Source organism: Corynebacterium sp. CCUG 71335 (assembly GCF_024454075.1).
GTDB lineage: Bacteria > Actinomycetota > Actinomycetes > Mycobacteriales > Mycobacteriaceae > Corynebacterium > Corynebacterium genitalium.
In genome coordinates, this window is record NZ_JAGPYY010000006.1 from 119379 (window position 1) to 132346 (window position 12968).

Here is a 12968-nt window from a genome sequence, read left to right on the forward strand (position 1 = left end):
ATGAAGGAGTGTCTGCAGTGACGGTGGCAACCCGTGTCATTCCGTGCCTGGACGTGGACAACGGCCGCGTGGTCAAAGGCGTCAACTTCGAGAATCTCCGCGACGCGGGTGATCCGGTTGAACTGGCGAAGCTGTACGGGCAGCAGGGGGCTGACGAGTTGACGTTCCTCGACGTGACCGCCTCGAAGGAAGGCCGCGGCACGATGCTGGAGGTTGTCCGCCGCACCGCGGAGCAGGTCTTCATCCCCCTGACGGTCGGCGGTGGGGTGCGCACAGCTGACGACGTCCGCGAGCTGCTGCGGGCGGGTGCTGACAAAGTTTCCGTCAACACGGCGGCTATCGCCCGGCCGGAACTTCTCGGTGAGTTATCGCGCCAGTTCGGCGCACAGTGCATCGTGCTGTCCGTCGATGCCCGCCGCGTTCCCGAAGGAGGCCAACCCCAACCCAGCGGTTTCGAGGTGACCACCCACGGCGGCACCCGCTCCGCCGGTATTGACGCGATCGAGTGGGCCCAGACCGGAGAAAAGCTCGGCGTCGGCGAAATCTTGCTCAACTCCATGGACGGTGATGGCACGAAGGCCGGATTCGACATTGAGCTCACCCAGCGGGTGCGCGAAGCTGTGTCCATCCCGATCATCGCCTCCGGCGGCGCCGGGGCAGCCGAGCACTTCCCGCCGGCCGTTCATGCTGGTGCGGACGCAGTGTTGGCGGCGTCTATCTTCCATTTCGGTGAAGTCTCCATCCCCGAGGTGAAGCAGGCGTTGGCGGATGCCGGATGCGAGGTGCGTCTGTGATTCCGGAAAAGCCAGAGGATGCAGTGCTTGATCCGCTCATCCGCGACCGCGTCCGCTTCAATGCCGACGGACTCGTCCCCGCGATCGTGCAGGCGTCGGGGACCGGCGAGGTGCTCATGATGGCGTGGATGGATGCGCCTGCGCTGGCCTACACCTTGGCCACTCGGCAGGGAACGTATTATTCGCGCTCCCGCGGTGAGTACTGGATCAAGGGTCTGACCAGCGGCCATACCCAGCATGTGGACGAGGTGCGGCTCGACTGCGACGGGGACACCGTGCTCCTTTCAGTCCAGCAAATCGGTGGCGCGTGCCACACCGGTGACCGTACGTGCTTCGAGGCGGACCTACTGCTGGGAGCGGACGATGAACGCTAGGCGTATAGGTCCGCTGCTCATGGGGCTGGGGGCGATTGTGCTCTGGCTCGCATCGCGGCTGACATGGATGACCGTCGCGTACGCTGATGACCGCACAGGTGATGGCCAGATAGGGGTTGCCGGCGGCGAGTGGTCGACGGAAGTCACAGCCGTTGTTCTCCTCTTGCTCGCCGCGACCGTGGCAGGGCTTGCGCTGACGAAGATCGGCCGCCGCATTGTCGGCGCCGTCGGGGCTGCCGCTGCGGCGCTGGTGACGGTGCCGCCGCTGACAGTGCTTGTCGCATCGCCGGATCCTGAACGCATCAAGGCTCTGCTCACCTACGGCGGGGAAGAGGGCGCAATCGGTTCCACGACGGGCCAGGCGGCCCTGCCGGAGTGGGCGCAGATCGTGGAGGTGACCACGCATGTCGCCGGCCCGCTGGTCGGATTGCTAGGCGCCCTGGCTGCGGCTGCAGGCGGAATTGCCCTGGCATTACGGCCCGGTGAGGACACAGCCACCAAGAATAAATACGAAAAGGCGTCGCAGCGTCGCGAGAAGATCGAGCAGGATCTGCAGGATGAACCCGAGTCGGGCCGCGTGCTGTGGGACGCTATCGACGCGGACATCGATCCGACTGATCAGGACGCTCAATTTCGCCGGGGCACGTAGACCCGATACTCTTTTGAAGTATGACCGCGGTGCAAGGTGAACGGAAGGTCAATCCCGTTGTGGCTGGTGTCCTAGCCGATGTCGCCGCCCGCGAAGCCAATATCCCCTTCAAAGAGATCAAGGCGCGCTCGCGTTCCCTGACCGACACCCGCGATGTCATGGGGGCACTCAAGGGACCGGGGTGCGGCGTGATCGTGGAGATCAAACGCACTTCACCCGTGCACGGCCCCACCGGCGCCAGTGACCTCCGGCAGCTCGCGGCCGACATTGAAGCCGGGGGAGCGGCACTGATCGCCTGCCAGACCGAGCGGTTGCGTTTCGACGGTTCCCTCCACGACATGCAGGAGGCCCGCCGGGCCACCGGACTGCCGATGGTCTGCCGAGACGTCATCGTCGACCCCTACCAAATCCACGAAGCCCGCTGCTTCGGCGCCGACATGGTGCCGCTGCAGGTCGGGCTTTTAGAACAAGCGCGCCTGGAAAGCCTGCTCGACCGCGTCGAGTCCCTGAACATGGTCGCCATGGCAGAGGTGCGCACGCCGGAAGAAGCGGACCGCGCGCTGAAGGCGGGAGCCACGGTGATCGGGGTCAACTCATGGACGTTCGACACGAACGAGGTCAACCGTGAAGCGTTCAGCGAGATCGAGCCCGGATTGCCGGAAAGCGTCTTCCGCATCAGTCTCGGTGGTGTGCGCAACGCCCGCGACCTCATGTCCGCAGCCTCCATTGGGGCTGACGCTGTCATTGCCGGTGAGGCCGTCATGTCGAGCGACGACATCACCGCGGCCACCCGCACACTGGTGGCCGCCGGCCAGCACCCGGCCTGCCCGTCGCGCCGCAGCAGCTAAGCTAAGTATCCGTGAGCACCCACATCCTTGCCAACATCCCCTCGCCGCCGCAGGGCGTCTGGTACCTCGGGCCGATCCCGATCCGCGCCTACGCGCTGTGCATCATTACCGGCATCATCGTCGCCATGGCGCTGACCTTGCGCCGCTATGAAGCCCGCGGCGGCAACCCGGACATGGTCTGGGACGCTGCAATTGTGGCTATCCCGACGGGCATCATCGGCGGCCGTGCCTACCACGTGATCACGCAGTACGACGATTACTTCGGCCCCGGCAAGGATCCGCTGCAAGTTTTCAATTTCTCTGCCGGCGGGCTAGGCATTATGGGAGCGGTGGCTCTGGGAACGCTCGCGGTATGGGGTTTGTTCAAATACCGCGGTGTGCCGCTGGCACCGTTCGCGGACTCAGTCGGTCCGACGATCATCCTGGCTCAAGCGATCGGCCGACTAGGCAATTACTTCAACCAGGAGCTCTACGGCCGCCCGACTGACGTCCCATGGGCGCTGGACATTTACTACCGCGTCGACGAGGCCGGCAACTTCGCTCCGCTGACAGGCCGGTCAACGGGCGAAGTCATCGCGAGTGTGCACCCCACGTTCCTCTACGAAATGATCTGGAACATCGCCGCCTTCTGCTTCCTGCTGTGGGCGGAGAAGCGCTTCAACTTGGGCCGCGGCCGCGTTTTCGTCCTGTACGTCGCCTCCTACACGCTCGGCCGCGTACTCATGGAGTTCATGCGCGCCGATGAAGCGCACCTGATCTTCGGCATCCGCATCAACATGTTCATCTCCGCGGTCATCTTCATCGCGGCCGTCATCGTGTTCATCCGGATGCGCTCCGGGCGTGAGACTCCCGAAGAAGTTGATCCTGGGTATCAGGCGGAAAAAGAGACTGCGGAAGGCGACGTCGATAAGCGGAAAGCACCTGAAAAGCGCTGAGTGCGCACACTGCGAACACTGCTCGGCGAAAGACGCTGTGTTTCGGTAGCGTGGGGCGCGTATCCAATCTCTCGCGAGAAAACCCACGAGATGAACCACGAGACGAAGTAGGAAATTGTGGATAGACGCACCAAGATCGTTTGCACTCTCGGACCAGCTGTAGCCAGCAAGGACGCCATTCTCGGACTCGTGAGCGACGGCATGGACGTTGCCCGGTTGAACTTCTCCCACGGCGACTACCCCGACCACGAGCAGAACTACCGCTGGGTGCGTGAGGCCACCGATGAGACCGGCCACGCAGTGGGTATTCTCGCCGACCTGCAGGGGCCGAAGATCCGTCTCGGCCGCTTTGAAGGTGACGGCAAGACCTACTGGGAGACCGGTGAGGAGGTCCGCATCACTGTCGACGACATTGAAGGCGCGCACGACCGTGTGTCGACGACCTACAAGAACCTCGCTGAAGATGCGCAGCCCGGCGACCGCTTGCTTGTCGACGACGGCAAGGTCGCCCTCGTCTGCAAAGAGGTCGAGGGAAACGATGTCGTCTGCGAAGTCGTTGAGGGCGGCCCCGTCTCCAACAACAAGGGTGTCTCCCTGCCGGGGATGGACATCTCCGTCCCGGCTCTGTCGGAGAAAGACAAGGCAGACCTGCGTTTCGCGCTGAACCTCGGGGTGGACTTCATCGCACTGTCGTTTGTGCGCTCACCGTCTGATGTCGACCTGGTTCACGAGATCATGGACGAGGTCGGCCGCCGCGTTCCGGTGATTGCAAAGCTGGAAAAACCGGAAGCTGTGGACTCGCTGGAGTCCATCATTCTCGCCTTCGACGCCATCATGGTTGCCCGTGGTGACCTCGGTGTGGAGATCGCCCTTGAGCAGGTGCCGCTGGTGCAGAAGCGCGCGATCCAGATTGCCCGCGAGAACGCCAAGCCGGTCATCGTGGCTACTCAGATGCTCGACTCGATGATTGACAATTCCCGCCCAACACGCGCGGAGGCTTCCGACGTTGCCAACGCCGTGCTCGACGGCACCGACGCCGTGATGCTCTCGGGCGAAACGTCGGTCGGTGCGGACCCGCACAATGTTGTGCGCACCATGGACCGCATCGTCCGCGTCGCCGAATCCATGGGGTCCGTGCCGCCGCTGAACCACATTCCGCGCACCAAGCGTGGCGTGATTTCCTATTCCGCCCGCGACATCGCTGAGCGCCTCAACTCGCGCGCGCTGGTCGCGTTCACCAGCTCGGGTGAGACCGCTCGTCGTCTGGCCCGCCTGCACTCCTACCTGCCGCTGCTGGTATTCACCCCGCACCAGGCGGTCCGCTCCCAACTCGCCCTGACGTGGGGCGCGGAGACGTTCCTATGCCCGCAGGTGGACAACACCGACGAAATGATGCAGACCGTCGACGAGATTCTGCTGTCCGTCGACGCGTATGACGAAGGCGATGTCATGGTCGTTGTGGCCGGCACCCCGCCGGGCGTGGCTGGCACGACCAACATGATTCACGTCCACCAGCTTGGTGAGGACACACAGCGTCCGCAGTAGCCGCCAGCTCTAGTTACCCTGGTGGGTATGTCTGAATCTGCTGAGCTAGCCGCCGGAATCGAAGTCAGGGACGCGCACCTGCACAATCTGCGGAATGTCGATGTGGACATTCCGCGGGGCATGCTCGTCGCGGTGACGGGTGTGTCCGGTTCGGGCAAATCCTCCCTCGCGTTCGGCACGATCCACGGCGAGGGGCAACGGCGCTACCTTGAATCGGTCGCGCCGTTCGCACGCCGTCTCATCGGCTCAGCTGTGGACCCGCAGGTCAGTGAGATCAATGGCTTGCCGCCGACGGTCGCGCTCCAGCAGTCCACATCGGGTGGCGGTGCGCGGTCCACAGTGGGCACGGTTTCTGCACTGTCGAACAGTATTCGCTTGCTCTACTCGCGTGCGGGCGATAACCCGAAGGGCCTGTACTCCGATTCGTTCTCCCCGAACACTCCTGAGGGCATGTGTCCGACGTGCCAGGGCACAGGTGTCGTCCACGAGCCCACGGAGCAGTCCATGGTGCCGGACCCGACGCTGTCCATTGAGGACGGTGCGATCCAGGCGTGGCCCGGTGCATGGGCGGGGAAGAACTTCCATGACATCTTGCAGACCCTTGGCTACGACCTCGATTCTCCGTGGCAAGACCTGCCGCAAGAGGACCGGGACTGGATCCTCTTCACTGAGGAACGCCCGGTTGTGACGGTGAAGCCACTGCGCGGCGAGGACCAGATCCAGCGCAACTACAAAGGCACGTGGCGTTCGGTGGCCAGCTACTTGACCAACACTCTCGCCGAAACCCAGTCAGACACACTGCGCAAACGCGTCTTGTCCTACATGGAGTCGCGCACCTGTGAGACGTGCCATGGGCGTCGCCTTAACCCGGAGGCGCTGAAAGTCACCTACGCGGGCATGCCTATCGACGAGCTCGGCGCCCTGCCCCTCGACCGAGTCCACGAGGTGCTGGCCGAGCAGACCCCGGAAGACAATTCCGCCGAGGATCTTCTGCTCAAGCAGATTCTGCCTGCGCTGCAGTCCGCGCTCGATCTTGGGCTCGCTCACCTGAGTCTCGATCGCCCCGCGCCGACGCTGTCTGGCGGCGAACTGCAGCGCATCCGTCTCGCCGCGCAGTTGCGCTCGGGGCTGTTCGGCGTGGCGTACGTGCTTGACGAGCCGTCTGCGGGTTTGCACCCGGCGGAGCGCGACGCAGTATTGGACATGTGCCGCCGTTTCATTGCCACCGGCAATTCCGTCCTGCTCGTGGAGCACGACATGGAGCTCGTTGCACAGACCGATTGGCTGGTCGACGTCGGCCCGCTCGCCGGTGAGCAGGGCGGCAAAGTGGTCTACTCCGGCCCCACGAGCGACTACAACGCGGACACTCCGACAGCTCACGCATTGAACAGTCGCGCGCTCAGGCTGAACGACGCACCGCGTGAGGCCACGGGAACGCTCACTATTGAAGGGGTGCGCGCCCGGTCGATCGAGGGGGTCGCCGTGGTTTTCGGGCTCGGGCAGTTCACTGCCGTGGCCGGCGTGTCTGGTTCTGGAAAATCCACCCTTGTCAGCACGGTTCTTGCCGGAGTGCTGTGTGAAGCTGCCGCTGCAGTGACGGATCAGGATGATGAAGACGCATCGCAGGAGCCGGCGGAGTGGAGCGTGGAGAAGCGCAGCGGCTTCGACGCAGTCAGCCGCGTCGTGCAGATCACGCAGAAACCGATCGGCCGCACGCCGCGCTCGACACTGGCCACATACACCGGGCTTTTCGACGGCGTACGCAAACTCTTCGCCTCCACCGACGAAGCGAAAAAGCGGGGCTGGACGGTCTCGCGGTTTTCCTACAACGTCAAACAGGGGCAGTGCCCAACCTGCGGCGGCGCCGGGAAGATCGAGGTGGAGCTGGTGTTCCTCCCCGGCTCATACACCACGTGCCCGGATTGCGAGGGTGCCCGCTACAACGATGAGACTCTCGAGGTGACGTGGCAGGGGCGCACGATCGCGGATGTCCTGGAACTCACCGTGGATGACGCTGCCGGGGTATTCGCCGACGAACCGACGATCTTGAGGGCCGTTGAAACCCTGCAGGCAGTGGGACTGGGGTATCTCCGCTTAGGGCAGGGAGCACCGGAACTCTCTGGTGGTGAGGCGCAGCGCATTAAGCTCGCCACCGAGCTGCAGCGCTCCCGTAATTCCCGGCGCGGCCATACCGTGTACCTCCTCGACGAGCCGACGACAGGCCTGCACCCGGCGGATGTGGAGCTGTTGGTCAGGGAACTCAATGGGCTCGTTGATGCGGGACAAACCGTCATCGTGGTTGAGCACGATCTGTCGGTCATTGCGCAGGCAGATCGGGTCATCGAGATGGGCCCGGGCGCGGGTGCCGACGGCGGACGCGTGATTGCCGAGGGCACCCCGGCTGAGTTAGCCGAGTTCGATACCGCGACGGGAAAGGTGTTGGCTTCCCGTTCGGCTTAGTTCGGAGTCACCACGGTTGAGACCCGGCTAGGAGCCGTCAGGCGGATTTTGCAAAGTTGCCCCACCACCACGCCTGCCATTCGGCGGCGCGCGGGTGAGCTGGTGGCGTTATTGCGTGTTGGCCTCGAATCTCGGTGACGGGGCTGATGCCGTGCAGTGAGTTAGCGAACCATAGCGGCATATTGTCGTCAGGGTAGAGGGGGCGGCTGGACACGCTCAGTCCGATTGCTCGCGCGCGGTCGACGATCTGCGCTGAAGTGACACTGGGCAGCCAGGTGCCGGACGGCAGCACGAGAGTGTCGCCGTCCCAGGCGAGCAGCGCACCGGTAGTGGTTTCGAGCATGTCACCTTCGGCACCGACGATCACAGTGTCGTCCGTGCCGGGCAGTTGGTGTCTGTCCCGGTACTGCGCTAAGGCGTCCAAATCCGGCCCTTTGAGCAATGGCTGCGTTCGAGGGTCGGGTGCAGTCGCCGCGTAGGTGAGCATCGTCGTCGTGCGTGGCGCGGGGGCGGGGCGCACATCGAGAAACAACCGGGAGCCGCGGCGAGCGATCCGCGGAAAGAGGTCGCCAGCTGAGATGAGCGGCAGCATCGCTTGGACGAATCCGTCCGGGACGCCCCCGAAACGCTCTAGGTGATGCGTGAGACCGTTCGCGCGGCCGTCGCGGTGACGCCACGAATCAGCGCGGTCGAACGGGCCAGCCACACGAGAGGACGCAGGGGAGCAGGGAGCGAAGGTACCATTGATCCATTCGTAGGACTTCATGTGAAAGCCCCCAGAACCGCGTCGGCTTTGAGCTGTTTCTCTGCGACCTCTGCATCCGGATCGGAGGCCAGCACGATCGCCCCACCTGCGCCGACGCTCATGCGGTCCCCTTCCCTCACCGCGGTGCGGATCACCACGGATAGGTCCGCCTGCCCGTCGAACCCGAAATAGCCCAACGCACCGGAGTACACCCCGCGCGGGCCAGTTTCCAGCCGGTCGATGATCTCGCAGGTGCGGACCTTCGGCGCGCCCGTCATGGATCCCGGCGGGAACGTCGCCCGCAGCAAATCAATGAGAGTCGCATCGGGGTTGAGCTCACCGGTGATTGTGGAGACCAACTGCTGCACGGTGGCGTAACGCTCGACGGCCATGAGGCTGGGCACACGCACAGAGCCGGGGCGGCACACGCGCGCTAAGTCATTGCGCATGAGGTCGACGATCATGAGGTTTTCGGCGTGGGTTTTGTCGTCGTGAAGCAACGCGGGATCTTGATCCGCCGCAATGGTGCCCTTGATTGGTTTCGCTTCCACGCGACGATCGCGGACCGTGAGGAACCGCTCCGGGGATGCACTCATGACCTCCACACCGTCGAAGACGAGGTGTGCGGCGTACGGCGCTGGATTGTGCGCGCGGAGAGCGGGATAGAGCTCACCGGAGGCCCGCGCTTCGAAGGCATCGGTCAGGCACACTTCGTAACTCTCGCCTGCGTGCAACCGGTCTTGCGCTACACCGATGCGCTCACGGTAATCGGGAGTGCGCCAGGAGCCGTTGCTTATCGACGTTCCCTCGTCCCCCTCATCCACCCCGCCCAGCAGTGTTTCAAGCTGGTCGAGGAGTTCCTCTGCGTCCCCGAGGCCGCACAGGTGCGCGGTGTGCTCCCAGTGGTCGTACACGATGAAGGACTGCGGCCGCATGAAATAGGCGTCGGGGACAGGGGAGGTGTGTCGGCCGAGATCCGCGCTGGGCAGCGTGAGCTGAGCGCACTCGTACCCGAGGTAACCGACCCACCCGCCGGTGAACGGGAGGTCGACGGGGGACTGGATACCCGCGGCCAGTTCTTGCTCAAGGACGCCCAAGATGTCGGGATCGTCGCCGAGGCGGTAGGAGACCGACCGGCTCAGAGGACCGGCGGTGTCGCCCAGGATCGAATACCGTCCGCGGTCGGTATCCGCCGAATCGAGCCAAAACGCGTCGTTCCCGCGGGCGCGAAGAGCAGCGAAGACACTCTGGCAATCGAGATCGATGTCGACTGCACGGTGGGTGAGCGTCCAGCTGCCGAGGCGAAGGAAATTCTCCATAATGGTGCGTCCGTGCTCTGTCAGGATCGACTCAGGGTGGAACTGCACACCCCAGTGCGGGCGGCCGACCACTTCGAGAGCTTGAATGACGCCATCCTCGCTGCGGGCATGCACCGTGATCGTAGACTCGCTCTCCTCCTGACCATGAATCGGGGTTTCAATGTGCAGGGAGTGGTAACGCACCGCCTTGAAGTCCTGCGGGACGCCAGCGAAGATTCCCTCGCCGCTGTGGCTAATCGTGCTCACGAACCCGTGCCGGGGTTCCGGCGCGCAGGTGACCGTCGCGCCCGCGAGGTGAGCAAGCCCTTGGTGCCCCAAGCAGACTCCGAGAAGGGGAGTTTCCGAAGCGGCTTCGATGATTGCGCGGGAGGCCGCGAAGTCATCGTCGTTGGTTGGGGTGCCCGGTCCAGGAGAGATGATGACGTGGGTGAAACGGCCGGAGGAGACATCGTCGATAAGCGACAATGCGTCAGCCGCAGGGACGACCGCCGGCTCCTCGCCCGAGACTTCCGCGATGAGATGGGCGAGGTTGAACGTGTAGGAGTCGTAGTTGTCTACAAGCAGAATCATGTCGGGCGGAGATTTACCCGCCGTACGTCATCGGCGTACCCGGGCCGAGCGGAATACCGGCGAAGTACCACAACAGGAAGAACAAGAACCAGCCGATGATCATCGACAATGAGTACGGCAGCGACAGGGAGATCAGCGTGCCCACACCGGCCTTCTTGTAGTACTGCTGCAGGTACGTCAGCGCGAGCGCGAAGTACGGCGACATGGGGGTGAGAATGTTCGTCGGGGAATCGCCCATGCGGTACAGCATCTGGGTGACCTCCGGGGACACGCCGACGTACATCATCATCGGCACCACGATCGGCGCCATGAGTGCCCACTGTGCGGAACCGGACGTGATGAACAGGTTGATCACCGCGACCATGATGACGAAGCAGGCGAACAGCACGACCGTCGGCAGATCCCAACGCTGCAAGAGCTCCGAACCGGTAATCGCCGTCCACGCGCCCAAGTTCGACCACTGGAACCACGCCAGGAACTGGGCCACGACGAAGAACAGCACCATCATCGGCAGCATGCTCTTCAGGCCTTTCGCCATGAAATCCGGGACATCGGAAGCCTGCGTGATGGTCTTAGCCACAAGGCCGTAGACCAGACCAGTGAGGAAGAAGATCAAGGTAATGGGCACGGCCACCTGGCGGATCAGCGGGGACTCCATGAAGCCCTCGTCCGGGCGCGCGAACGGGGAGCCCGGAATGAAGAGCAACAGGAAGTAGATCACCATGAACACAACCAGGGTGATGCCTGCCCAGATCAGCCCCTTGATCTCGTGCGGTGCAAGCTCCAGGTCCTCATCCGTGACCGGTCCGGACGACTCAGAGTCGTCCTCAGCCTCTTCGTTTTCAGCACTGTCAGATTCTTCCGCGAGCTCGTCCGGGTCCTTGCTGGCGTCGTCGAAGGAGAGCTCGCTCTCATCGATCTCGTCGTGGTCGACCAGATCGCGAGCTTTCTTATCCACGTACAGCTCGGTGACAGCGGTGATGATGAGCGACAGGACAATCGCCGACGGAATGACGAAGAAGATGTTCGCCAGCGGGGAGACCTCATACGCATCATCGACCAGGTTGGCCGCAGAGGTGGAAATACCGGCCAGCAGCAAGTCCGTGATGTTCAGGATCAACGAGGAGTTGAAGCCCGCAGACGAGGCCGCAAATGCCACCATCGCACCCACGACCGGGGATCGGTTCTTCGCGTGGAAGGCCATGGCGCCCAGCGGGATGATGATGACGTAGATCGCGTCGGAGGCCACAGAGCCAGTCACACCGGCAAGCGCCACCATGAAGGTGAGCATCTTCGGGCTGACGCGAGCAACCATCGCCCGGATCGCAGCCGAAAGCATGCCCGTCTGTTCGGCGACAGCGACACCGAGCATGACCACGAGGATCACACCCAGCGGCGGGAAGGAGACGAAGTTCTCCACCGCGTCGGTGACCATCATCGACAGCCCCTCCGATGTCAGGAGGTTCTTGACATAAACAGTCTCACCGGAGGCCGGATCCACAGCGGACATGCCCACCATTGAGCCGATCCAGGAGGACACAGCAACGATGCCGGCAATGATGACGAACAGCCAGAACGGGTGGGGGAGCTTGTTGCCGACAGTCTCAATGAAACCGAGGAAGCCGCCCATCGACGAACCGTCGGAGGACACCTTCTTATCGCCCTTTTTGCTTTTTGCTTTCGACGACTCGTCCCCAGCCACCTTCGGCTTCTGGGAGGTCGCGTTCACTGAGGTAGAACCAGCCATGGTCTGCCTTTCCGGGTCACGTTCCTAAACAGGGGTCCGTACGCGCGCAAAAACGCGACTGTGAAGCAGGCTACACTCCACAACCGCGCTTGCGTGAAACTTTGGATTCACCGGACTGAGCATGTAATCAATCATCGACGCACAACGATCTTGAAAGGGAAACCATCCAGTCGACGTTCAAAAGGAGAAGCATGTTCCGCAAACGTATCGCTACCCTCGCAGTGGCAGCCACGGTCTCGTTCGGTGCCACAGCCGTGGACACGCCGGTTGCTTCCGCAGAGCCGTTGCCATCCTTGCCAGCCGTACTGGGGCCCGCCGAGTCGCTCTACAAGGAGGCGGTCATCGCGGTTATCAAGATGCTCATGTTCCCGCTCGGGCTGTCGAGCCTTGTTCTCGCGCAGTTCGCGCCGCGGGAGCTAGTGTGCGACGGTCTCGTCCCGCGGTTCTGCACTGAGGAAGAGTTGGAGCACCGAAGGACGGCGCCCCGCGTATAGCTGTTGTTGATCGGGGTCGGCTCGATCGTCCATACCTCGTTCGCGTAGTCGCCGGGTCACGTTCCTACACGGCGGTCCATATGCGCGCAAAAACGCGACTGTGAAGCAGGCTACAGTTCATTTTTCAAACGTCGAAGGATCCTTCACTCGTTGCGCTATTAGGGGGATGCCACCTCTTGGATACCAAACGCACGGCGCCATGACGGACAGTGATTGCATTCCAGCTTGATCCCCATAGCGGGCACTACGATCGGAATAAAGTTTTAAGTGGGTAGTTGTCTTGTAGCTTCAACCTTTCCGGACGTGCCCCTAGGCGTGATCCGTTTAGGCTAGGCCGGAAACGAGAAAAGGGCCTCAGGGCGGAAAGTGAAGCGTCCTGGTTTTCGTTCCGCTTATTGAACGCGCAACGGCTGGGCGTGTGATTGTTGATAGTAGGCGTCTTCCATCTCTTGTGGGGTGATGTATCCCAATGACTCGTGCAGGCGGTG

At 63.0% G+C, this 12968-nt stretch carries 11 protein-coding genes; 8 read left to right on the forward strand and 3 right to left on the reverse strand.

Annotation, left to right across the window (positions count from 1 at the left end; genetic code table 11):
- The first annotated feature begins 17 nt into the window (after positions 1 to 17).
- The 7 genes from hisF (at position 18) to KBX19_RS06375 (ending at position 7605) form a co-directional block, all read left to right on the forward strand.
- Positions 18 to 794 (forward strand): imidazole glycerol phosphate synthase subunit HisF, encoded by a 777-nt coding sequence (hisF, locus tag KBX19_RS06345; RefSeq protein ID WP_005289642.1) that lies wholly within the window; start codon positions 18 to 20, stop codon positions 792 to 794.
- Positions 776 to 1168, forward strand: a complete 393-nt coding sequence (gene hisI, locus KBX19_RS06350) for a phosphoribosyl-AMP cyclohydrolase (RefSeq protein ID WP_040423611.1) — start codon at positions 776 to 778, stop codon at positions 1166 to 1168. The genes hisF and hisI overlap by 19 nt, the downstream gene beginning before the upstream one ends.
- Positions 1158 to 1817: a TIGR02234 family membrane protein gene (locus KBX19_RS06355; protein ID WP_255997943.1), complete on the forward strand. Its 660-nt coding sequence runs from the start codon at positions 1158 to 1160 to the stop codon at positions 1815 to 1817. The genes hisI and KBX19_RS06355 overlap by 11 nt, the downstream gene beginning before the upstream one ends.
- 20 nt (positions 1818 to 1837) lie before the next feature.
- On the forward strand, positions 1838 to 2665 hold the full coding sequence (locus KBX19_RS06360; RefSeq protein WP_255997944.1) for an indole-3-glycerol-phosphate synthase: 828 nt from the start codon (positions 1838 to 1840) through the stop codon (positions 2663 to 2665).
- Between the two features lie 11 nt (positions 2666 to 2676).
- Positions 2677 to 3600: a prolipoprotein diacylglyceryl transferase gene (gene lgt / locus KBX19_RS06365; RefSeq protein ID WP_255997945.1), complete on the forward strand. Its 924-nt coding sequence runs from the start codon at positions 2677 to 2679 to the stop codon at positions 3598 to 3600.
- Positions 3601 to 3717: 117 nt separating this feature from the next.
- Positions 3718 to 5145, forward strand: coding sequence for a pyruvate kinase (pyk, locus tag KBX19_RS06370; protein WP_255997946.1), 1428 nt, complete (start codon positions 3718 to 3720; stop codon positions 5143 to 5145).
- 27 nt (positions 5146 to 5172) lie between these two features.
- Positions 5173 to 7605: an excinuclease ABC subunit UvrA gene (locus KBX19_RS06375; protein ID WP_255997947.1), complete on the forward strand. Its 2433-nt coding sequence runs from the start codon at positions 5173 to 5175 to the stop codon at positions 7603 to 7605.
- A gap of 37 nt (positions 7606 to 7642) precedes the next feature.
- On the opposite strand, the gene KBX19_RS06380 is transcribed toward KBX19_RS06375, so the two are convergent.
- The 3 genes from KBX19_RS06380 to KBX19_RS06390 are packed head-to-tail and all read right to left on the reverse strand — an operon-like array spanning position 7643 to position 11869.
- Positions 7643 to 8371 carry an aminotransferase class IV gene (locus KBX19_RS06380; RefSeq protein ID WP_255997948.1) on the reverse strand — a complete coding sequence of 243 codons (729 nt, stop codon included), beginning with the start codon at positions 8369 to 8371 and terminating at the stop codon, positions 7643 to 7645.
- Entirely contained in the window at positions 8368 to 10239 is a 1872-nt protein-coding gene (locus KBX19_RS06385) for a chorismate-binding protein (protein ID WP_255997949.1), read from the reverse strand. The genes KBX19_RS06380 and KBX19_RS06385 overlap by 4 nt, the downstream gene beginning before the upstream one ends.
- Positions 10240 to 10252: 13 nt before the next feature.
- On the reverse strand, positions 10253 to 11869 hold the full coding sequence (locus tag KBX19_RS06390) for an AbgT family transporter (protein WP_255997956.1): 1617 nt from the start codon (positions 11867 to 11869) through the stop codon (positions 10253 to 10255).
- Positions 11870 to 12177: 308 nt separating this feature from the next.
- On the opposite strand from KBX19_RS06390, the gene KBX19_RS06395 reads away from it, so the two are divergent.
- Positions 12178 to 12480 (forward strand): hypothetical protein, encoded by a 303-nt coding sequence (locus KBX19_RS06395; protein ID WP_255997950.1) that lies wholly within the window; start codon positions 12178 to 12180, stop codon positions 12478 to 12480.
- Positions 12481 to 12968: the final 488 nt, after the last annotated feature.